Origin of the sequence: Snodgrassella sp. (assembly GCF_024103505.1) — a bacterium.
Classification (GTDB): Bacteria; Pseudomonadota; Gammaproteobacteria; order Burkholderiales; family Neisseriaceae; genus Snodgrassella; species Snodgrassella communis.
Genome location: NZ_JAGGIJ010000007.1, coordinates 35432 through 59126 on the forward strand (window position 1 = coordinate 35432; position 23695 = coordinate 59126).

18 protein-coding genes and 1 tRNA gene are annotated in these 23695 nt (G+C 41.6%); 3 read left to right on the forward strand and 16 right to left on the reverse strand.

Going from position 1 to position 23695, the window contains the following annotated elements; all coding sequences use genetic code 11:
- The 9 genes from J6578_RS08070 to gmk all read right to left on the reverse strand — a co-directional run.
- Positions 1 to 2786 (reverse strand): ESPR-type extended signal peptide-containing protein (locus J6578_RS08070; protein ID WP_287954321.1); only part of this gene is annotated, 2786 nt, incomplete at its 3' end.
- Between the two features lie 992 nt (positions 2787 to 3778).
- Positions 3779 to 3854: transfer RNA gene (locus J6578_RS08075), tRNA-Ile, on the reverse strand.
- A gap of 102 nt (positions 3855 to 3956) precedes the next feature.
- Positions 3957 to 5918 (reverse strand): RNA polymerase sigma factor RpoD, encoded by a 1962-nt coding sequence (gene rpoD, locus J6578_RS08080; RefSeq protein ID WP_093091497.1) that lies wholly within the window; start codon positions 5916 to 5918, stop codon positions 3957 to 3959.
- A gap of 59 nt (positions 5919 to 5977) precedes the next feature.
- A complete protein-coding gene (dnaG, locus tag J6578_RS08085; protein WP_287954322.1) occupies positions 5978 to 7762 on the reverse strand; it encodes a DNA primase in 1785 nt (594 codons plus the stop codon).
- An 80-nt stretch (positions 7763 to 7842) separates the two neighbouring features.
- On the reverse strand, positions 7843 to 8286 hold the full coding sequence (locus tag J6578_RS08090) for a GatB/YqeY domain-containing protein (RefSeq protein ID WP_239364548.1): 444 nt from the start codon (positions 8284 to 8286) through the stop codon (positions 7843 to 7845).
- A 184-nt stretch (positions 8287 to 8470) separates the two neighbouring features.
- On the reverse strand, positions 8471 to 8683 hold the full coding sequence (gene rpsU, locus J6578_RS08095; RefSeq protein ID WP_037405146.1) for a 30S ribosomal protein S21: 213 nt from the start codon (positions 8681 to 8683) through the stop codon (positions 8471 to 8473).
- 277 nt (positions 8684 to 8960) lie between these two features.
- Entirely contained in the window at positions 8961 to 11495 is a 2535-nt protein-coding gene (locus J6578_RS08100; RefSeq protein WP_287954324.1) for a RelA/SpoT family protein, read from the reverse strand.
- 15 nt (positions 11496 to 11510) lie between these two features.
- The gene (gene rpoZ / locus J6578_RS08105) at positions 11511 to 11714 is read right to left on the reverse strand and encodes a DNA-directed RNA polymerase subunit omega (RefSeq protein ID WP_093091503.1); all 204 of its coding nucleotides are present in this window, start codon (positions 11712 to 11714) and stop codon (positions 11511 to 11513) included.
- A gap of 51 nt (positions 11715 to 11765) precedes the next feature.
- A complete protein-coding gene (gmk, locus tag J6578_RS08110; RefSeq protein WP_093091505.1) occupies positions 11766 to 12377 on the reverse strand; it encodes a guanylate kinase in 612 nt (203 codons plus the stop codon).
- 166 nt (positions 12378 to 12543) lie between these two features.
- Between gmk and pyrG the strand changes: the two genes are divergently transcribed.
- From pyrG to J6578_RS08125, 3 genes are all read left to right on the forward strand, one after another.
- Positions 12544 to 14169, forward strand: coding sequence for a CTP synthase (pyrG, locus tag J6578_RS08115; protein ID WP_093091507.1), 1626 nt, complete (start codon positions 12544 to 12546; stop codon positions 14167 to 14169).
- Between the two features lie 57 nt (positions 14170 to 14226).
- Entirely contained in the window at positions 14227 to 14817 is a 591-nt protein-coding gene (locus tag J6578_RS08120) for a DUF3465 domain-containing protein (protein ID WP_287954325.1), read from the forward strand.
- Positions 14818 to 14886: 69 nt separating this feature from the next.
- A complete protein-coding gene (locus J6578_RS08125; protein ID WP_239364552.1) occupies positions 14887 to 15462 on the forward strand; it encodes an HdeD family acid-resistance protein in 576 nt (191 codons plus the stop codon).
- Positions 15463 to 15557: 95 nt separating this feature from the next.
- On the opposite strand, the gene J6578_RS08130 is transcribed toward J6578_RS08125, so the two are convergent.
- The 7 genes from J6578_RS08130 to J6578_RS08160 form a co-directional block, all read right to left on the reverse strand.
- Positions 15558 to 16751 (reverse strand): amino acid aminotransferase, encoded by a 1194-nt coding sequence (locus J6578_RS08130; RefSeq protein WP_239364553.1) that lies wholly within the window; start codon positions 16749 to 16751, stop codon positions 15558 to 15560.
- 108 nt (positions 16752 to 16859) lie between these two features.
- Positions 16860 to 17567 carry a tRNA (guanosine(46)-N7)-methyltransferase TrmB gene (gene trmB / locus J6578_RS08135; RefSeq protein WP_093091513.1) on the reverse strand — a complete coding sequence of 236 codons (708 nt, stop codon included), beginning with the start codon at positions 17565 to 17567 and terminating at the stop codon, positions 16860 to 16862.
- Positions 17568 to 17627: 60 nt separating this feature from the next.
- A complete protein-coding gene (aroB, locus tag J6578_RS08140; RefSeq protein ID WP_287952320.1) occupies positions 17628 to 18710 on the reverse strand; it encodes a 3-dehydroquinate synthase in 1083 nt (360 codons plus the stop codon).
- Between the two features lie 6 nt (positions 18711 to 18716).
- Entirely contained in the window at positions 18717 to 19259 is a 543-nt protein-coding gene (locus J6578_RS08145; protein ID WP_287954328.1) for a shikimate kinase, read from the reverse strand.
- Positions 19260 to 20225: 966 nt separating this feature from the next.
- Positions 20226 to 22406 (reverse strand): type IV pilus secretin PilQ, encoded by a 2181-nt coding sequence (locus J6578_RS08150; RefSeq protein ID WP_287954330.1) that lies wholly within the window; start codon positions 22404 to 22406, stop codon positions 20226 to 20228.
- 37 nt (positions 22407 to 22443) lie between these two features.
- Positions 22444 to 22980, reverse strand: a complete 537-nt coding sequence (locus tag J6578_RS08155) for a pilus assembly protein PilP (RefSeq protein ID WP_100150604.1) — start codon at positions 22978 to 22980, stop codon at positions 22444 to 22446.
- 61 nt (positions 22981 to 23041) lie between these two features.
- Positions 23042 to 23683 carry a type IV pilus inner membrane component PilO gene (locus J6578_RS08160; RefSeq protein WP_100150603.1) on the reverse strand — a complete coding sequence of 214 codons (642 nt, stop codon included), beginning with the start codon at positions 23681 to 23683 and terminating at the stop codon, positions 23042 to 23044.
- Positions 23684 to 23695: the final 12 nt, after the last annotated feature.

The following is a 23695-nucleotide window of genomic DNA, read 5'->3' on the forward strand; positions in this document are numbered from 1 at the left end:
GTAGGAGCAGGTTTGGCCGGATCAGCAGGATCGGGCTGTATTGGTTCGGTAGGAGTAGGTGGTACAGGATCGGGTTTTGGAGTTGCAGTTAATACCCATGCATAATTTGTTCCTGTACCATATGTATCAGAATCGATTTTTTTCAGTTCAGCTTTAACAGCATTCGGAGTATACGCATCACCCCGAAAAGCCTCGTCAGTGGTCGTTCCATCTACATGAATAACAGTAGCAGAATGACGGGATATTTCTTTTCGAGATACATCTCCATAGATACCGTTGTGGGTGGATACAGTGGTTGGAGTGCCACTGACATTACCCTTAATATTAATGTAGTCGCTATAACTCTCACCATTATCATTCCAGAATGTATTAACAATTATCTTACCGCCGCCGGTATAGTCGCCTTGTACGGTGATATAGTGGTAATTATTTTCATTATTTCTGTCATTAGTTATTTGCGGAAATTCAATCTTGCCGGTATTTTGCAGCGTAGATAGTGTGGAATTTCCATTATTTATCCATGTACCTGTATTGTTAAGATTTAGCGAACCCTTAGGTTTATTATTCTGGGTAGTACCAGTGAAAATCCCTTCATTTTTGGCTTGAATCTTACCGTTTTGTTTATTATTGAGGCTACCAGTAAATTGACCAGTAGGATAATTTTTAAAATTAATAAATTCCCCAACAGAATCGTTTTCTACAGAGTTTTCTACAGAGCCTGTTAACGTTCCTGAATTCATTAAGAGTATAGGTGCGCCAGAGTAATTAGTTAAATTAATCTGGCTCTTACCTTTATTTTCAAAAATAAAACCACCCCTTTTAATGTTGATGGTGCTGTCTAGTTGCCCATGGTTTGTAATGCTTATATGACTACCCATCACGCTTATATCACTTTCAGGAAGATCAGCGTTACCAGTTATATTATTTTTAATGATTCCAGTTTCCTTATTTATTACGAGAATTCGACTTCCCTCATTTGTAAAGTCACCATCAATTTTACCGGAGTTGTTAATCTCAATAGAAGAGTCATTATAAGTACTTTGATTAAGGAAAGTGTGAGGTAATGTTGCTCCTTGTTGATTCTCAATCGTGATATTACCAGTATCTGTATTCTTAATCTCCTTGTCAACAACAGTAGTGTTTTGGCCTTTATTGGTAAGATGGATATTACCTTTACCTTGGTTTATGATGTTGCTTAAATCACCATTGTTGATAATTTCAATATTATTGCGGATCTTTGTACTACCAACGATATCTATAACATCTATAACTCGATCACCAGCATTAGTAATATCTCCTGACACAGTACCAGTATTGGTAATCTTGATGATACCAGTACCCTCGTTACGGATATTACCTGATAAGTTTTTGGTGTTATTAATGTTAATATGAATTGTGGGCTTATTAGCTTCATCATTAGCTGTGTTGATGATGGCACCAGAGATTGTATTATTATTGTTGATGTCTATAATGCCACTTGGATTTTTAATCCCATGTGAAATCTGACCGTTATTCGTTAGTTTGATTGTACCCTGAGTTTTGTTTGAAATAATTCCTTCAATAGTACCCTCATTATTAATCGTTAGCGTACCATTGGAATTGTGGGCAATGCTGTTAACATTATCATTGCTTTTAATGGTGCCAGTGTTGTTGACTGTTGCTTTTTCCGAATCAGTATTAGTTGCAATAACAGTATTCTTCCCGCCATTTACTTTAACTTCGCCGTTATTAGTAAATGTTCCGCCACTACCTAAAATTATTCCTGTTGCTGCAGTATTTTCTCTTGGACCATCATCATCTTCAGTATTTATGGTAATTAGGGCGCCACCGCCTGCTTGATATTGACCATTTTTAATGTAGATTGCTGAATTTTCCTCGTTACCATCATCAGGGGTTGTGAAGGTGTTAATAAAGGTTTGACCACCAACACTTATACTTCCAGATTCGAGTTGAATAGCTGATTTACCGTCAATGGTTCCAGTTGTAATCTCAAGTTTTTCCTTTACATTAATAGATGGTTGCTTGGTCCCGCTTGTCGATGATATTTGCTGAATTGCAAAGTTTTTCGTACCTTGGTCTATTTTTATATTTTTGGCTTTAATTTCCCCGTTTTGATTATATATAGATCCATTTCCAGTGGATGTTCTTTTCTCTGTTCGTTTAATATTGATAGTGCCGTCAACAAATATTGTGCTATCTTGGTTTTTAATAGCATTAGTAGTTCTATCACTATCATCTTCAATTTCTAAATTGTTATTAACAATTAATATAGAATTGTCTGAAATATTAATAATATCCCCCGTTGAACCTGAATTGGTTGCTGTAAGATTGTTTTGAATCTTTGCTTTTGAATTGTCCTGAATGTTTAACGCACTGCTGCTACTGTTTTTTGTCTGATTAATCGTTCTCACGTTGTCTGCTATAAGGGTTGAGGAACCTTGTAACCAAATTGTATGACTATCACTTCCTGCAGGTCGTACACCTGTTGCGATAATGGTTTCTCCTTCGATTGTTGCATTATCATTTACTGAAATCAGGTTGTGTGGATCGGTAGTTAATTTACATATACTATCAGAACCTGATACTGTTACATTTGGCGGAGGGGGATTATCATCATGTTGACAAGGAACAGCATCTGCAGCGTACGAGCTGATACTGGTTAATGCTAAAGCGATAGCCGCAGCTATTTTGATACAATTGTTTTTAGTTTTGCCACGTACCAGCTCTGAGCAGGCAACCCACGTGCAGGTAGATTCGTTCCATTTGGATTTATAAATGGTGTTCATCAGTTTTCCTTGATTTTTGTAAATAGCTAAATTTTACTCAATTTACGAGTTGTATGGTATTGGTTAATGAATAGATAAGAAGATATACAGTTAGGTATAGGAAATTAGTTTTGTTCTATTCGAGTAAGGTTAACTTTATGTAAATTATGTGCTGCGGGTGTGGTAGTGCCAGTCAGGGCGGAAATGCTTAAATAAAGTTAATGTTTTCATAATGGTAATTATGATTTATCCCGTGGGTTTTGATGTGTAGTGAACAGTTATAGCTGTGCTCAGCATAGCAATACTTTTTCAGTTTAATGTAGCCTAGCAATTATTAACGCAATTATAAGTGTTAACAAAATTATTGGGTTATTTTCTGAATAATATTTTTTATGTAATTTAAATATTATTTATGTTAGAGCTTGTACAGACGGTATCGAGACTCTGTATGTTAAAATTAGAAAATATTATGTTTGGGTGTATTAATTTTGCAACTGTAAATATTAAGTTTGCTATTTAATTTTGGGCTTGTTGTTATTGGCTAGTTTTTTGGGGCGGTTTAGTTGTATATAGGGTTTGGCTGGATTGGGTGAAATAGGTTTATTGATATGCCTGATATAATTAAATTTTTATTTATATGGTATTTTTGTTGAATTTTGGGGGAATAAATATATAACGATACGGTAGATGTATGGATATAGTCATGCTGAATAGGTAGGTGTAAGTTTGTTGTGATGATAATTATGGTACAAAAGGGTTTCTGGTATGGGTGTAACTTTGGAAAGGCAGGTTATTATCTGGATTTTTGGGTTATGGCTGTATGGGTAGGATTTTTATATTTTGCTGGTTATTGGCTGCTTGCTAATATGGGCGGTTGGTTGTGGCGGGGAATATGATCTGTATTTATTTTGGATGTATATGCTGGTTTGTACGCTTCGTGGCGATAAAAAAAGCCGCTTTAAGCGGTTTGGGATAATAATTCTATCAGTTGAAGAAATTTTGTGAGGTTTTTTTGGTGGGTCCAGTGGGGATCGAACCCACGACCAAGGGATTATGAGTCCCCTGCTCTAACCCCTGAGCTACAGACCCGATGGATGTGTATTTTAGTGAGTACGGGTTGATATTGCAAGGCTGTTGTTAAAAAAATCATCCGCATGAAGCGGATGATTCTGGTTTTAAAGGATAAATATTTTACTGTTTGTTTTCGTCGCTGTCGAGAAAACTTTTCAGCCGATCGGAGCGGGTAGGGTGGCGCAGTTTACGCAGGGCTTTGGCCTCAATCTGGCGAATGCGTTCACGGGTTACATCAAACTGTTTGCCGACTTCTTCGAGGGTATGGTCGGTATTCATGTCGATGCCAAATCGCATACGCAGTACTTTGGCTTCGCGCGGGGTAAGGCTTTCGAGTACATCTTTGGTTACTTCGCGTAAGCTTGAGTACATGGCCGCATCTGCTGGTGCTACGTTATTTGCATCTTCGATAAAGTCGCCCAGATGGGAATCATCATCATCGCCGATAGGTGTTTCCATGGAAATCGGTTCTTTGGCAATTTTCATGATTTTGCGGATTTTGTCTTCCGGCATTTCCATCAGTTCGGCCAGTTTGGCGGAATCGGCTTCTTCTCCGTTTTCCTGTAGGTACTGGCGGGAAATCCGGTTCATTTTGTTGATGGTTTCGATCATGTGTACCGGTATGCGGATGGTACGTGCCTGATCTGCTATTGAGCGGGTTATGGCCTGACGAATCCACCATGTTGCATAGGTGGAAAATTTGTAGCCACGCCGGTATTCGAATTTATCTACAGCTTTCATGAGGCCGATGTTGCCTTCTTGAATCAGGTCGAGAAATTGCAGGCCTCGGTTGGTGTATTTTTTGGCTATGGAAATAACCAGACGCAGGTTGGCCTGAATCATTTCCTGTTTGGCGGCAGCTGTTTCCTGCTCGCTTTTGATCATGTTTTTGTTAATCTGTTTAAGTTCGTCCAGTGAAATCTGGGCGGTTTGTTCGAGATTGGCCAGTTCTGTCTGTTTTTCGACGATGGCATACTGAAAGCGGCTCAGGGCTTCGTTCCAGACGCGGTTTAGGGAGAGTTCTTCATCTACCCAGCCCAGATCGGTAGTACGGTTGGCAAAGCTTTTGATAAAGTATTCGCGTTCCATATGTACGCGGTTGAGGGCGATGTCGCGAATTTCGCGTTCGAGTTGGCGTACCTGATTGACGCGCATGCGCAGGTTATCGCACAGGCTTTCAATCTGGCGGGTAGCGAAACGTACCTGTAATAGCTGTTCGGCAATTTCCTGTTGCAGTTTGAGGTAGTCGGCATGGCGGCTGCCTTTTTCCTGTAATACGACAACCATGGCTTCGTAGAGGCTTTGAATTCCATCGAAATGTTCGAGGGTTTTCTGGCGCAGTTCTTCGAGATTAGCTGATGCTACCAGTGCTGCGCTTTCTTCGTCGCTTTCTTCTTCTGTGTCGTCAACTTCAACGCTGTCATCGCTGTCGTCAATGGTTTCTGTTTCGTCGTTTTTGCTGTTTAGGCCGATTCCAAGTTCATCCAGTAGTTCTTCATGTGGGTCGACGATGGCTTCGACTACTTCATCTACTTTGATTTCATCTTTGCGTATGGCGTCGATGAGGGTAAGTATTTCTGCTACGGAACCGGGACAGGCGGAAATTGCCTGAATCATGTTGCGCAGGGCGTTTTCGATTTTTTTGGCGATGATTATTTCATCTTCGCGGGTGAGCAGATCTACTTGCCCCATTTCGCGCATATACATGCGTACTGGGTCGGTAGTGCGGCCGAATTCGTTGTCTGCATTGGATAATGCTGCTTCTGCTTCGGCTACTGCATCGTCATCGGTCATGTTGGCGGTATTGTCGCCCATTAACAGGCTTTCGGCATCAGGTGCTTCTTCGGTAACCTGTATGCCGAGGCCGGAAATCATGGATACGATGTTATCAATCTGATCCGCATCTGACATTTCATCAGGCAGGGCGTCGTTAATTTCAGCGTAGGTGATGTAGCCGCGTTCTTTGCCCTGAATAATCAGCTGGCGCAAGCGGGCGCGCTGTTCTTCGGCAGTTAACGGGCGGCTGTCATCCTGTTCCTGACTGGTACCAATGGTGGTCTTTTTAGATGTTGAGTTTGCCATATTTTACTCGATGTATTTGTAGCGACTGATCGCTGCAAGCGGTTGCAATGGCCATCATTCTATACTGACGGCATTTTGGACGGGCTTAAGAGTAGTAGCAGTAACTGTTTTTCGTCGGCACTTAGTGTTCCATGCTGGAGTTTGCGCTTCAACGCATCAATCTGCTGTGTCTTAAGGTTGTCCAGTAATTTTTGCATACCCTGTTTGAACGTGGTGCAGTCATCTTCATTTCCTGGCTGCATGACGTCCGGTGAATCCAGATAGTCATGGATAATCTGCCGGATGACGGGTTCAAATTCTGTGTTACGCATCAGTTCCAGCACGGCACCGCTGTTTAGTGGTGTAACGGAGGCTTGTATGCGTTCAGCCAGCGCGGCGAGGCATGCATAATCGCCGTGCAGGTCCAGATATTCTGGTAGCTCTATATATACGGCCCATTGTGGATTTATCAATAGTGCACGTATCTGCTTTTGTGCAAGTGACATGACTGGAGGCTGCCGGAATGTGTTCTGGGGTAAGCGGTAACTTTTTTGTTTGATGGCCGGCTGTCGGGGCTGTTCCTGTCCCAGTAGCTGTGCCAGATTGTGTTCATCTATGCCTACTTTCTGGCTAAGTTCTTGACGAAGCAGGTATGATAATGCCGGCGCTCTGATCTGTGCCAGTAAGGGGCTGGCTGTTTTAATCAGTTCGGCTTTGCCTTCTTGGGTATCCAGATTGATGTTTTCTGTCAGTATCTGCCAGAAGTAGGCTGATAGTGGCAGGCTTTGATTGACTAATGCGTCTTCAAAGGGTTTTAAACCATTGCTGCGTACATAGCTGTCTGGGTCGTGTTCTGCTGGTAGAAACAGGAAGTGTAAAATTTTGTCGTCTTTGAGCTGGGGCAGGGCGTTTTCTAATGCACGCCAAGCGGCTTTTTTTCCGGCTGTGTCGCCATCAAAGCAGAAGTAGATGTGATCGCTTTGACGCATCAGCAGGCGTATGTGTTCGGCGGTGGTGGCTGTGCCCAGTGCTGCTACGGCATAACCGAGGCCAAACTGAGCCAGTGCAACTACGTCCATATATCCTTCTACTACCAGTACCCGTTGGGCTTCTTTGATTGCAGCGCGTGCTTCATACAAGCCATACAGGTTGCGGCCTTTGTCAAATAAGGGTGTTTCTGGTGAGTTGAGGTATTTGGGTTCGCCGTTTTCTATGATGCGCGCTCCGAATCCGATTATCTGGCCACGGGTACTGCGGATGGGAAACATGATGCGATCACGAAAGCGGTCGTAATGGCGCTCATCTTTGGCTATGACCATGCCGCTGTTTACTAGTGCATTGCTTGGGTAGGGCTGGAAGATTTTGGCTAGTGCCTGCCAGTCATCCGGTGCATAACCTAGGCCGTAATGGGTGATGATTTCGTCGCTGAGGCCGCGTTGCTGTAAATAGTTTTGGGCTCGCGATGAGATTTTTAGCTGCTGCTGGTAGTATGTGGCAGCGGCTGCGGTGGTTTGTTCAAGGGTTTGCTGTTGTTGTTTGTGTATTTTCTGTGCCTGTGGATTGCTGTTACCGGTTTGTTTTGGTACGGTTATGCCTATACGGTCAGCCAGAAATTGTACGGCCTCCTGAAAACTCAGTCCCTGATATTCCATTATGAAGCCGATGGCGGAGCCGTGCACGCCACAGCCAAAGCAGTGATAAAACTGTTTGGTGGGGCTAACGGAAAAGGAGGGTGATTTTTCTTTATGAAACGGGCAGCAGGCCATGTAGTTGGCGCCGCTTTTTTTTAGCGGGACAAACTCTTCGATTACGTCGACGATATCAATTTTATTCAATATTTCGTCTATAAATTCGCTTGGAATCATGCCAACTACGCCTGTTTTCTGCTATGGTAAAGGTTCTGGATCTGTTATCAGGGGTTTGTTTGTGCTGCTGTTATTGCTCATCAGCCTAAAAGCTGTTTGATTTTTTTGCTGACTTCACTCATGTCGGCTTTGCCTGCCAGTGTTTTTTTCAAAACGCCCATTACTTTGCCCATGTCACTTGGTTGTGTGGCGCCTACGCTGGCGATGGCTTCTTTGATTGCTGTTTCGATTTCGGCGGTGTCCAGCATTTTGGGCAGGTATTGTTGCAGCAGGTTGATTTCTGTCTGTTCTTTTTCGGCCAGATCGTTTCTGCCACCTTCGGTAAACATGCGTACTGATTCTTTGCGCTGTTTGACCATTTTGCTGATGATTGCTGTGAAGCGGTTGTCATCTACTTCGATTCGTTCGTCTACTTCGATTTGTTTGATTGCAGCCAGTGCCATGCGAATGGTAGAAAGGGCGGCTGCATCATGGTTGCGCATGGCTGTTTTCATGTCTTCTTGCAGTTGTTGTTTTAGGCTCATTATGGATACTCGCAATAAATAGTTGTTAAGTGAACTGATGATTAGGCGTTACTGCTGGTATTTTGGTTTGTTACGGTTTGTGTTTTTACCCGCTAAAATACAAATACCGCAAGCAATAGCCTGCGGTATTGTTTTTGTATGGTGTTTACCCGGCTATAAGATTTCAGAAGCCGGCGATAACCGATTAAAAGTATTTGGGTGGTAATTGCTGGCTGCGCAAGCGTTTCTGTAAACGTTTTACGGCTGCTGCTTTTTTGCGTTTACGTTCGGTAGTTGGTTTTTCGTAAGCTTCGCGTGCACGCAGTTCGGTCATCAGGCCGGTTTTTTCTACAGAGCGTTTGAAACGGCGCATTGCAACTTCAAAGGGTTCATTTTCTTTTACACGAATAGAAGGCATGTTATTTCCTGAGTAAATTAATTGGTTACTGAATTATTTATCAGTATGGTCAATACTGAATTACTGCCATGTATGGCAAAGGCGGTGTTTACGGTACCGCATAACCGTGTACAACATCACCTCCCAAGGTGTAAATGATGGTTATATCTGTTTGTATAAAATTCTAACAAATATAAGGTTATTTTAAATAAATAGATTTTAATTATCGCTGATTAAATTTGTTTCGTCAAGATGATGTTTGATAGTCTGATGCTGATGTTTGCTACAAATGTTTGTGTTAGAGGCGGTTTACTCGGCGAATCTGGGGTATGGAATGCAGATCACGGGTAATGAGGTTGAGCTGGTCTAAGTTTTTTACTTGCAGTACAAAACGCAATTCGATAAAACCTTCTACGCCTTCAAGTTTTTTTGATGTGGTTTCTACTGATTTGATGTTGCCGCCATTAGAAGATATGGCTGCGGCTATGGTGGCTAGCAGGCCATGACTATCGATAGCATTCAGACACAGGGTAGTCTGGTAGTTGCTGGCCTGTAGGATGTCCCAGTTGGCATCCAGTTGCAGTTCGGGATCGGTTTTCAGGATGGTGTTGCAGATATCACGGTGTATGATGATTCCCTGATCTTTAATCAATAGGGCTTTGATGGAGTCGCCGGGAATGGGGTGGCAGCATTTTGCCAGATGAATATGGGCTGATTCATTGCCGGTGAGGTTAATCGGTGCCAGTTTGATGGTGTTGTTAAAGTGTTCTCCGGCCAGTTCGGCGATGTGCATGGCTACTGAAACGGGTTGCAGCAGCCCCATGCCAACTTCGCACAGGATATTTTCAAATGAGGTGTTTTTGAGGTGTAAATCGGCCAGATATTTGTCTTTCAGGCTGTCTGACAGTAAAACATTTTCTGGTAGCAGGCTTGAGAGTGCCTTTTGCAATAGTTTTTCTCCCAGACGTATGGCATCACTACGATCCATTTTTTTTATTTGGCTGCGGATGGCTGTGCGTGCATGGCTGGATACGGTAAAGTCTAGCCATGCCGGTGTGGGATGGCTATTGCTTGATGTGATGATTTCTACTATGTCGCCTGTGTGTAAGCGGGTGCGTAACGGCATCAGGTTATGGTTGATGCGCGCTGAAACGGTTCGATTGCCAATATCAGTATGGACTGCATAGGCAAAATCCACTGGTGTGGCACCTTCTGGTAAGGTGATGATTTTACCTTTAGGGGTAAAAATATATACTTCATTTGGAAATAGATCTGTTTTGACATGCTCCAGGAATTCGATGGCGTTGGCGCTGTGTGCCTGAATGTCCAGTATGCTTTGCAGCCACTGGTTGGTACGCATCTGGGCTTGATCAAAACTGTTCTGTTCACTATCTTTGTGCATCCAGTAGCTGGCAATGCCACGTTCGGCTACGGTATCCATTTCATGGGTGCGTATCTGTACTTCTATGGGTAAGCCATAGGGACCGACAAGTATGGTATGCAGGCTTTGATAGCCATTGTTCTTGGGAATGGCAATATAATCTTTGATTCGACCCGGTTTGGGCTTGTATAGATTATGTAGGACGCCTAATGCGGTGTAGCAGGCTGGTATGTTGTTGACGATAACTCGGAATGCATAGATGTCCATTACATCGGCAAAGTGCAGATTTTTCCGGCGCATTTTTTCATAAATGCTGTACAGGTTTTTTTCTCTGCCTCTTACCTGAGCCTCAATATTGGCGCTGACTAAGCGCTGGCTGAAAGCGCGCAATACTTTGCCCACTACATCGCGCCGGTTACGTCGGGATGATTGTATGGCTTTTGCTAATACTTCATAGCGATGGGGGTATAGATGCTGGAAGGCTAAATCCTGCAATTCTCGATAAACGTGATTTAATCCGATGCGATTGGCCAGTTGCGCATAAATTTCCATGGTTTCTTGGGCAATACGCCTGCGGCTGTCTGGCTTTTTTGCCGACAGGGTGCGCATATTGTGTAATCGGTCGGATAATTTGACGATAATTACGCGTACATCTTGAGTCATCGCCATTATCAGTTTGCGAAAGCTTTCGGCCTGTGCTTCCTGCTGGCTGTTGTATTCCAGTTTTTCCAGCTTGGATAATCCATCTACCATGTTGGCGATGGTTTCGCCAAATTCGGCAATAATTTCTTCTTTGGTTGTGCCGGTGTCCTCCAGTACATCATGCAGTACGCCGGCGCATAAGGCCTGTATGTCTACGTGCCATTCTGCCAGCTGGGTGGCCACAGCCAGTGGATGGGTAATATATGGCAGGCCACTATTACGAAATTGTCCCTGATGTGCTACGGCACCAAATTCACATGCTTTATTGAGCAGATGCAGGTCTTCTTTGCTCAGGTAAGAAGCAACATGCAGAAGTTTCTTCTGTGCTTCAGCAATAATGGCTTGATAGCTGCTTTCTATTTGTTGCTGGCAGCATTTCAGCTGGGTGGCGATACTGGTGTGTGATGAGGTATTAATGCTATCAAATATTTTCATGCCTACAGGTCCCATCGCCTGACTGGGCATATGTTTATCTGTGGCGGTGATTGATAAGTCTTCAAAGGCTATTTTGATTAAGACTGCTGCAAGTGCCTGTATGCGTTGCTGGTGTTGCGCCAGTGATGTGGTGATGTCAAAGCTGCGTTTAAGTAGCGCGGTTTTGCCAGTATGCTCAGCTAGGGTGTAAATGTAGGCGCAAGCCTGTTCCAGTAATTGCCAGCGTTCCTGTTTGTTCAGATACTCTGTTTGTGCAAACAGGCTATCCCGCCACTGATTAACAGGTGGTTTATAGGGTAGGCTGGGTGGGAACATGGCTATTTGCCTGTGTTATTTTTGTTTTTTGAGTAGCTCTGTTCCAATTTGGCCGCTGGCAATTTCACGTAAGGCAATAACTGTGGGTTTGTCATGATCTTCTTCAACCAGTGCGGTAGCACCATTGGCTAGTTGTCGTGCACGCAAGGCGGCAGTCATGGTGAGGTCAAAGTGATTGGGAATACGTCCGATGCAATCTTCTACTGTAATACGAGCCATAATCTGAATTCCATTCCTGATATTAAGTAATTAAGAAATAGTTGAAATAAATTATTCTCCGGCTAAAATCCGGGTAACTGTTTGACTTTGTGCTTGTGCACGTAATCCGACCGAACGGATAATTGCCAGTAAATCTTGCTCTGCCTGAGTAAGCTCCTGATTAACAATTACATAATCAAATAGTATGCTTTGTGCAATTTCTTCGCGTGATTTTTCCAGCCGGTAGGCAATCACGTCTTCGCTATCTGTGCCTCGGTTTTGCAGGCGCTCGGTTAGTTCAGTCATTGAGGGGGGTAAGATAAAGATGCTGGTTGCATCTGGCAGTAAGCGACGGATCTGTTCTGCCCCCTGAACATCAATTTCTAGAATAACGTTGTAGCCCTGCTGGGTTAATGATTCTACGGCTTTTAAACTGGTGCCATAATAATTGCCATATACATTGGCATGCTCTATAAAGGCATTGTCGGCAATCATTTCCTCAAATTCACTACGGCTGACAAAATGATAATGTACACCATTTTGCTCTCCTGCACGTGGCATTCTGGTGGTGTGGGAAATTGAAATATGAATATCCGGCTGATTGGCACTCAGGCGCGATACCAGAGTGGTTTTGCCTGTTCCTGAAGCAGCAGAAACAATAAAAATATGTCCAGATTGCAACATAATATAAATTTAAGGATTACGGTGACTAATTATGCCACAGCCGTGGTTGTTACGCCAATGTGAATAAAGCATTATTGCATATTCTTGCATTGTGTGAAGCCAGTAGTATCTTTCTTTTAGGGTTATTTTCAGCTAAAATGCTAAATTCAATTTCCTGCTGATTGTCATGACCAAGTTTATTTTTGTGACTGGCGGTGTGGTCTCTTCTCTGGGTAAAGGCATTGCCGCTGCGTCTACTGCTGCTATTTTGGAATCTCGTGGTCTGAAAGTGACCATGCTTAAACTGGATCCTTATATCAATGTTGATCCGGGTACTATGAGCCCTTTTCAGCATGGTGAGGTGTTTGTTACTGATGACGGCGCCGAAACGGATCTGGATTTAGGGCATTATGAGCGCTTTATTAATGCTACTATGCAAAAGCGCAATAATTTCACATCCGGACAGGTTTATGAAAGTGTAATTCATAAAGAGCGCCGTGGTGATTATCTGGGCGGAACGGTTCAGGTGATTCCGCATATTACTGATGAAATCAAGCGTAAAATTCATGAAGGTGCGGCCGGCTATGATGTTGCTATTGTGGAAATCGGTGGAACTGTAGGTGATATTGAGTCTCTCCCTTTTCTGGAAGCAATCAGACAGATGCGTAGCCAGCTGGGAAGAGCTAATACGCTTTTCGTTCATTTGTCTTATGTTCCCTTTATTGCCGCTGCTGGTGAAATCAAAACTAAGCCAACGCAGCATTCTGTTAAGGAATTACGTGAAATCGGTATTCAGCCGGATGTGTTGATCTGTCGTATGGATCGGCCGATGCCGGAAGAGGAAAAACGTAAGATTGCTTTGTTCTGCAATGTTGAAGAGCGTGCTGTTATTAGCTGTTATGATGTAAGCAGTATTTATGAAGTGCCGAGAATGCTGCATGATCAGGGTATTGACAGTATTATCTGTGATCAGCTGCAATTGAATGTGCAGCAGGCTGATCTGACTGCATGGAATAAAATAGTATACTCAGTACAGCATCCGAAGCATAAAGTAAAAATTGCCATGGTAGGCAAATATGTGGATTTAACTGAGTCATATAAGTCTTTGTCTGAAGCTTTAAAGCATGCCGGGATTCAAACGGAAACTGAAGTAGATATTCACTATATTGATAGTGAGGTTCTGGAAACAGACGGGGTAGCCAGTTTGCAGGATATGGATGCCATTTTGGTTCCGGGAGGCTTTGGTACACGTGGTGTGGAGGGCAAAATTGCTGCCGTACGCTATGCACGTGAACAGAAAATACCTTATTTGGGTATTTGTCTGGGTATGCAGATTGCTCTGATTGAATATGCGCGTGATGTGGCTGATTTGGAAGGTGCCAATTCAACTGAATTCAATTTGAAAACTCAGCATCCTGTTGTTGCTCTGATTAGTGAGTGGCAGGATCGTGACGGTCAGATTGAAAAGCGTGATATCAATGCTAATCTTGGTGGCACAATGCGTTTGGGTGCGCAGGAAGTTAGGTTGGCAGCTGGTACGCTGGCCAGAACTATTTATGGTAATGAGTTAATTCGTGAACGTCATCGCCATCGTTATGAGGTTAATAACTACTATTTACCTCAGTTACAGCAGGCCGGTTTGGTAATTGGTGGGGTATCTACAGGACATGAACAATTGGTGGAAACAATTGAATTGCCGGATCATCCTTGGTTTTTTGCCTGTCAGTTTCATCCTGAATTTACGTCAACGCCTAAAAATGGTCATCCTTTGTTCACGGCTTTTATTAAGGCAGCATTGACTTTTAAAAAGTAATTTAATATTTTCTGCTATGCTAAATAGGCTACTCGTTTTCTCGGGTAGTCTATTTTTTTGTTTAGGATTAGTAATATTTTTGCTATCTGGGATGACATTTTGTATGATGGTTTGAATGTTTATGTATGCAGATATCAATCTTTCAATATGAAGAATATTATTTTATTAGTCATGGTGGCTATCGGTTTTTGGTGGTTGCAGTATGGCGCGGAGGAGGAACAGCAGCAGAAAAGTCAAGCGCATGAGCAGATAGTAGATGCTTTTAAGTCAATTCGGAATAATTTTACTGGATCGCCTTCGAATAATAGTGCTTTGGTGGGGGCTATTCCTGTTAGGCGGGCTCAAAGTGAAAATCTTGATAAGGTGCAGGTATATGGAGAGGGCAAGGTAATGAAAACTTTGCCTGATGATAATAAGGGTGTGCGTCATCAACGATTTATACTCAATACTGACGACGGTACTCTTTTAGTAGTGCATAATATTGATTTGGCTCCTAGATTAGATGGTTTACAGCGTGGGGATAAGGTTGCTTTTGCTGGTGAGTATATTAGTAATAAACGGGGTGGTCTGATACATTGGACACATCATGATCCTTCGCATCGCCATGCTAATGGCTGGTTGTTATATCAGGGAAAGCGTTACCAATAAATTTGCTGGGATGGTGCGTTTTAAAAATTTACCATTTGTATTTTATATATTTAAATAGAGGAAAATATTGTGAATAATCTTTCTTTTCGTAATCCATTGGTTGATTTATTGTCTGAAAATTGGTGGATGGTACTAATACGTGGTGGTGCAGCTTTAATTTTTGGCTTACTCACGTGGTTCTATCCATTTATTTCCATTCTAATTATGGTGATGTTCTTTGGTATTTATGCTTTGATTGATGGGGTGTTGGGCGTTGTTATTGCTATCAACGGCCGCCGGACACATCAGGATTGGTGGCTGATGCTGATTTGGGGTATGGTGAGTATCTTGGCTGGAATAATGACCTTTTTTGTTCCGGGTATAACTTGGCTGGTTTTGATTACATTTATTGCAATCTGGTCGCTAGTTAGTGGAATACTTCAGATAATCGCTGCTATTCGTTTACGTAAATCTATTCGTGGAGAGGGCTGGATGATTGTTGCGGGTATGTTATCTGTTTTGGTAGGTATTATTTTATTTGTCAATCCTGTGCAAGGGGGAATAGCGCTCACTTGGGTTATTGGTGTTTATGCAGCTTTGTTTGGTGTGATGAATATTGCTCTGGCTTTTCGGTTACGCCGGTTTGCTGCTTCTGGAAATGATTAAAATTAATGATTCTTTAATATTGCCTTCGTTTATTTGTTAAAAAGCTGGCTGGTAATAATTGAAACCAGCCAGCTTATGTCATTTAGGAAATGATTTTATTTCAATACTTCTGCCATCGCATTGGCCACATATTCTATATTGCTGGTATTTAAACCGGCCATACACATGCGACCATTTTCGACTAAATACACTCCGAATTCATTTTTTAAGCGATTTACCTGTTGGGGGCTTAAGCCGGTGAAGCTGAACATGCCACGTTGTTTTATAAAATAGCTGAAATCGCGTTCTGGAATTTTAGCCTGTAATACTTCATACAAACGAGAGCGCATAGCACGAATGCGATCGCGCATGATATAAACTTCTTGCTCCCATTGCTGAAATAATTGGCTATTATTCATTACACGGTCAACTACGTTGCCACCGTATGCGGGTGGGTTTGAATATAAACGGCGAATAGTAAATTTAAGCTGGCTTTGTACCAGACGCGCTTCTTCTGCTGTAGGGCAGACTATACTCAGACCACCGACGCGTTCACCATACATGGATAGATTTTTGGAAAATGAATTACTGACATATATACATAAGCCCATATCTACCGCTTTGCGAATTGCATAGGTATCTGTATCTATATCATCCCCAAATCCTTGATATGCTATGTCCATAAAAGGTATTAGCTGCTTTTGCTGGATAATATCCAGTATTTCATCCCATTGCTGCTGTGTGGGGTCGATACCTGTAGGATTGTGGCAGCACGGGTGTAATAATATGATGCTGCCTGCTTCTAGTTGCAGAAAAAATTGTTTTAGTTCTGTAAATTTGATGCCAATGGTTTCAGGATCATAATAGGGATATTTATGTACTTCTATTCCTGCTCCTTCAAATATACTAATATGATTGCCCCATGTAGGATCACTAACGTAAGTTTTTGCCTGTGGGAACCACTGGTGGATAAATTCTGCACCAATGCGTAAGGCACCAGAGCCACCAAGGCTGGCAATAGTTGCAATCCTATTTGTTTTAATGGCTTCGTGTTCACTGCCAAATAATAATTTCTGGCAGGCTTGTCTATAACCGGGGAACCCTTCCATAGGTAGATATTCATGTGGCAGATGTTTTTCTACCATCTGCGACTCTACAGTTTTGACGCATTCCAGTACAGGTACGTGACCAGTATCATCATAATAAACACCTACACCCAGATTCACTTTTTGGCTGCGCGAGTCCTGTTTGTATTGCTCCATCAGACCCAGAATAGGATCACCCGGATAGTATTTGACGTTCTGAAACATCTCAGTTCCTTAGAAGACAGCAATGTTATTTGAGGGAAAGTGAATTGCCATAATGCAATCCAATGTAATTGTACCTCAAATGTTTTTACTTTCTATTGATTTGAACTGTTATTTCTTAACAAAGACCAAATCCCACACATTATGTCCCAGACGTTTGCCACGTGCCTCAAATTTGGTTTCCGGCCGATAGGCAGGTGTGGGTGCAAAATCGGTTGCTGTATTTTGTAATTCGGAGAAGCTGGTTAGTACTTCAAGCATTTGTTCTGCATACTCTTGCCAGTCAGTAGCCAGATGGATATAGCCGTTTTTTTGCAATTTTGGTAGCAGTTGTTCAATAAACGGTATTTGAATCAGACGGCGTTTGTGATGGCGTTTTTTATGCCATGGATCAGGAAAAAAAATATGTATGCCATGCAGGCTGTTGTTGCTGAGCATATGATTGACTACTTCTACTGCATCATGGCGCATGACTTTTATATTCTGGATATTTTGTTCCTGAATCAGTTTTAATAAATTGCCTACGCCTGGTCCATGGACATCAATAGCCAGAAAGTCATATGCAGGAAGATTTTGGGCAATGGCAGCGCTTGCTACACCCATACCAAAGCCGATTTCGAGAATTTTAGGTGCATTTCGATTGAATATAGTGTTTAAATCTACTATATTTTTATGGTAATCAATACCATATTGCGCCCATTGTGTATCAATGGCACGTTGTTGTGCAGCAGTCATGTGGCCTTGGCGAAGAACAAAGCTGCGGATACTACGGGTATGATGTTCATTGCTTTCCACTAGCTGATCGGGTTTGTTGGTCATACTTTATCTTGCGTTTAATATTAAGGTTGATGATTGAGCTGATAGCGATTCTAACATGCTTCATGAAATGTATTGCTTTAATGTCGCTGCAAGGGTATCTGCTGTAATATTGTCAGCTAGCATAGCCTGCCCAAGGGTTTTGATCACTACAAAACGCAAGTTTCCATCAATTACTTTTTTATCATGGCTCATATGGGTAAGCCATGCACTCATTGGCATTGCCGGTGGGACAACTGGCAGGTTGGCTTTAGATAATATTGCAATTACGCGTGCAGTATCTTCCGGATGCAGATAACCAAGTTGTTCAGACAATCGACATGCCAGTACCATGCCCGCAGCGACAGCTTCTCCATGTAACCAGTTGCCATAGCCCATTTCTGCTTCGATGGCATGGCCAAAGGTGTGCCCAAGATTCAGATAAGCGCGTATGCCGGCTTCTTTTTCATCTTTGCCAACAATATCGGCTTTCATCTGACAGCAGCGATAAATAGCCTCAGCCAGTACAGAGGGGTTTTGATCAATTAATGCAACAATGTTGCTTTCAAGCCATTGTAAGAATTCAATATCACCTAATACTGCATATTTAATAACTTCTGCTAAACCTGCGGAGAGCTCGCGAGAAGGTAAGGTTTGTAAGCTGTTTATGTCGATAAATACGGCCTGTGGCTGATAGAATGCGCCAATCATATTTTTTCCTAAGGGATGATTGATTGCTGTTTTACCGCCGACAGATGAATCTACCTGACTAAGAAGTGTGGTGGGAATTTGAATAAAAGGTGCACCACGCTGGTAAGTTGCAGCTGCAAAGCCTACCATATCGCCAATGACTCCTCCGCCCAACGCTAATAAAGTGGTCTGGCGTTCTGCTCGATGTTGCATCAAGCCGTCATAAATAAGATTTAGTGTTTGCCAGTTTTTATATTGTTCACCATCGGGCAAAATGATGCTGAAATGCTCATAACCTGACTGGGTTAGAATTTGTTGCCATTGAGATAAGTATAATGCTGCAACTGTGTCATTACTAATAATTGCAATTTTATTATTAAGATAGGGAGCAAGGATATTTTGTGCTGATTCAAGTAAGTGACTACCAATAAAAATTGGATATTGATGTGAGGCGGTGGCAACGGAAAGAGTATACATAATGGCTTATAACAGAAACAATTGTTGGGGAGGTTTACGCAGTAATCGTATTATTCGAGTAATGGTATGGGTACTATCAGGACTATCTACATCTATTATTGTATGTGCTGTGGTGCGATAAATAGGATCACGTATAGTATATAATTCCTGTAGTTTGGCTAATGGATCTGATACCTGTAGCAGCGGGCGGTTTTTATCATGTGCAATTCTGCCCAATAAGACCTCTGGTTGGGCATGAAGATAAACTACGTGGCCATTTTGTTGCAGTTTAAGCCGGTTTTCAATTTGTAAAACTGTGCCGCCACCCGTAGCGATCACAATATTTTTTTGTTGTACCAGATCGCTGATGACCATTGCTTCTCGACAGCGAAATCCAGCTTCTCCTTCAAGCTCAAAAATGGTTGGTATGGAAACACCGGTACGTTCGCAGATTACCTGATCACTATCATAGAAGGTACGACGTAATTTATTTGCCAGTTGTTTACCAAGAGTAGTTTTACCTGCTCCCATCAAACCAATCAGAATTAGGTTGCCAGCTATATCATCCATGTCTGTTATTGTAGCTGAGTACCGCAATTTATGCATTACTAGACTTGCGATAGATAGTTAATGGCTAGTGCTGAATCTATTTATATTATTCTATGCAAATTTTGATTCGTTGTTAGTTTATTAATAAGGGAATTGTAAATATTCCAAATTCAGTACAGAATTAATGCAGAAAAATTATGTTGCTTGTTTTTAGTGTTTAGCTCAATCAATGTCATATTATATGCCTTATGAGGTTTTTGGTGTTTTAAGCCCTCAGTCATTATTCAGTTACGTTCCTTGCTTTTCCAGATTGTTAAAGAGATATAAATCCGGCATTTCTGTGCGCTACGTACGTTTGATCTTTCAATATAGCTATTTTGATTTGGCTGCTAGGGTATTGTATTTTATCGCTATATTAGGAAATTATGTTCGGTTAGAGGATGTATTCCCGGTAAACGCCTGTCCATTATCTTCGTGTATTTTTAGAGGATAATATGGTAGTCAGCTCGTTTATCTAAATAACCGATAATCTACCTGTTGATAAACGGATTGTAATATTGATACCTAACACTTCACATTTATAGCCATCTATTACTTTAAATGTTGTAGTGTGCCGTTGATTGTGATTGATGTCACTCATAAATCTATTTATTAGTATTCATTTAGTTTGTAGGGTAGCAATAATTTTTTAGCTTTCGTGAGAGAATTCGTTGTTTACGCTTTGTCCTGTGGTTAAGCTGTAATTAGCCTTATACCTGATAAATGCATGGTAATTCCAGTGGCTATGCTTTATGAACTGAAGTAGGCACTTGAACTTTGCTATGATTTCTTTCTTAAGTTGAGATTTTATCCTATGCTTGACAAACAATAGGCCTCAGCTTCTTTTAAGTAGATACGATTTGATACGGTGTTTGCTAGTTACAGGTTTACATAAGAAAAGCCAGTCTGTTTTTGCAGACTGGCTGAATTGATATTGCTGGGTATAACTTAATATTTCAGCGGCGTATTAGTGGATTCAACTATACGTGGTGTAATGAAGACCAGTACTTCACTACGGTCCTGTCTATTTTTCTTGTATTTGAATAAGTTGCCGATACCTGGAATATCACCTAATAAAGGTACTTTACTAGTGCCGTATTCATTGTTTTCATTATAAATACCACCAATAATTAATGTACCACCATTTTCTATCATGGTCTGGGTGTTAACGGTTCTTTTTTGCAAACAAATATCACCAGAGCGAGTAACATCAGCGGCAACATTTGAACAAGCAACTGGATGATCATTTTGTACGTTCAATGTCATGATAATGTTGCCATCTGGGGTGATTTGTGGCGTAACCGTTAATCCTAATACAGCATCCTTGAAGCTAACAGAGGTAGCTCCGCTAGAAGTAGCTTCCTGATAGGGAACTTCATAACCAGATTCAATTTTGGCTTCCTTGCGATCCTGAGTTAATACTCTTGGTGACGAAATAACTTTTGTTATACCTTCAGACTGGGATGCTGAAAGTTCAAGGAACAATGCACCTGAAGCAAAATTATGCACCCAAGACACAATTGAAGTTGGATTGGCTACACCAAGATTAATATTTGGAGAGTCAAATGTAGCTGAACTGGTACCACCACCAGCATTACTCCAACTATTTTCTGTCATATGTCCCCCAATTATATTTTTGTTTGTATGCCGGTTATAACCGAACTTAGTACCTAATTCACGGGCAAAACTATCGGTAGTTTCTACAATTCGTGCTTCAATCAGTACTTGTTGGGAGGGAACATCTACTTGTGCTATTAGTTTTTCAAATTTTTTAATGACACTACTGATATCGGTAATAATCAGGTTATTAGTAGCTGAATCCAGTAATACACTACCTCGAGGGCTTAATATACTATGTTCTGGATCCAAACTTTTTCCATCTTCTGAAAGTTTAAGAGTTTTTCTGAACTCTTCTACGCTACGGTATTTCAGCTGGAAAGTTTGAGAAAGCAGTGGACCTAAATCATCAACTTTCTTTTGCTGTTCAAGAGTGGCTGTATCACGGGACAACAATTCCTCGCGAGGTGCAACATTAATTACGTTGCCATTACGACGCATATCCAGATTACGTGATTCCATTACCAGATTTAGTGCCTGATCCCAAGGAACATCTTTTAATGAAATAGTCATTTTCCCCTGAACACTGTCGCTGGCGACAATATTCATACCCGATTCTTTTGCCAGAATTTGTAAGATGGTACGAACATCAATATCCTGAAAGTCTAAAGAAACGCGTTTACCTTTAAAAGATTTATTGGTTTTTAACCCTTCGCTGTCTAAATCAAACTTGTGGGATACCTCTACAATCAGATTATTACCGCTTTTAATCTGATTGTATTCCCAATTACCCTGCATCTGGATATTAACTTCAGTATCGCTACCTAGTCGACGTAAGCGAATAGAGCGTACCGGTGTACTAAAATCGGTAACATCTAGATTGCGTTGCAATTCGGTTAATAAAGGTACATTTTTATAGGTTAATGTCAAACTGGATGGATTACGTTTGATCACAGGTTGAACTTTGCCATTTAGTCCGATTATGGAGACTACGCCGCTACCATTTTTACCTTTTTGAAAATCTACACTAATAGGAGCAGCTGCATTAGATGTATTGTTATCTCCAATAACGGATCGTTGGTTGATCACCTGTTCTGTTATCTTGTTGCTTGCTGGATAGGATGGTGAGTTTAATACGGGAGTAGTGTTGACAAGCGGAGCCCGTTTGCCTTTTCCTTTATTTTTTGCAGGAAGTGATTCCTGTACATAAATCCAGACTTCGTTACCTTTAATGGTGGCATTGTACTGAGCTGCTTTGGCTAGAGAAAGCAAAACGCGTGTACGGGATGAGGTCTGACCAGCTTTAATTTGCTGTAAAACTGAGTCATTAAATTTTAGCAGATTTTGTGGGACTGTTAATCCAGTGTCATCAAAATCCAGTGCAATCCGTGCCGGATTTTCGGTAGTAAAGCCTCGTGGCAGTGCAGGATCTCTATCAAACTGAATTTTAATCAGCCGCTGTTGATTTTGCAAAGTGCCGACATTGATAGCGGTAATATTTCCCGCCAGTAGACTCTGACTCAGTAAACCCAGACCCAGAGTGGATAAAATAGATATGGTTTTAATTTTCATAATGATACCTTCTTAATTTTAAATGGGTTACTTTTTTTCAGTTCTGGCTGGCTGTGTCCGCAGCAGAGTTATCTGTTGCTTGTAGCGGTAAGCTGGCGCGTCGGCCTGACCAATTGCCATATGTGTCTTCAACTAACTCTGTAATGACGATTTCATCCGGTGTTATGGCTGTTATACGTCCATAATTCTGTCCCAGATAATTACCGAGATTAACGGTATATACATGACCTTCTACGGCAATGAAAGCTGAAGGTGCTTTACCGGCGGTCTTAATTAGGCCGACATAACGTAATTCATCCAAGGAATAATTCTCCAGAATTTGTCTAGGACGGTTTAAATCAGGGATATTGTTTCCCTGTAATCCGGCTTTTAAACGTGCTGGATTAAAGATATTCATTTGTGGCTGTACTGGAGGAGTATATTGGGTCTGAGCATTTAGTTCAGCCTGTTTATGATTAATGGGTTTGGATTTTGCCTGCTGGCTGGTATTTTGCATCCATTCATGCAAATCTTCATTTGCTGCCGAACATGCACCTAGTGTCAGAATACAAAGGCAGAGTAGATATTTATTCATGTTTAATCCGTTGCTTATATATTTAAAAGTTCCGTTATTACTGCGAAAATAAGCTTATTTCTTATCTTTTTTTATCATCAGTTTGTGCTTTAATTTCAGCATCGGTTAACGCTTTGTAAGTATTGGCAACTGCATTTAAGGTAAGCATATTATTTTTATCATTCTGTTTCAGAACAATGGAGTTTAATGTCACAATACGTGATAATTTTCCCACATCGCGTATAAACTGAATGATCTGATTGTAGTTACCCGTCAGGGTGATGTGGTAGGGTAATGTCTGGATAACCTGCTGTTCGGCATTATTTCCTGAATCAGTATTTTGAATACCTGCGGGTGTGATACTATCCATATTTAATCCGTTTTTGGTTGCACATTCATGCAACTCCTGAATCAAATTAGGAATTTCTGCCTGTGTTGGCAGCTGCTTCAGTAATAAATGAAATGAACCATTTATATTATTTAGCTCTTCTTTCAAAGCATCCAGATTAGCAGCCTGCTTACTTTTTTCTGTATAAGTCTGTTTGAGTTCTTCCTCTTGCTGTTGCAATTGGCTTAATTGTTCATTTAGACCACTGTAAACAAAGAAGTAGGCCAGAACGAGAATCACAACGATAATACCCCCAGCTACGCCTAGTTGCACAGGTTGGCCTTGCCGGTATAGGGAATTTAAATCTATTGCTTTAAGATCAATGTTTTTTGCCATATTCAACTACTC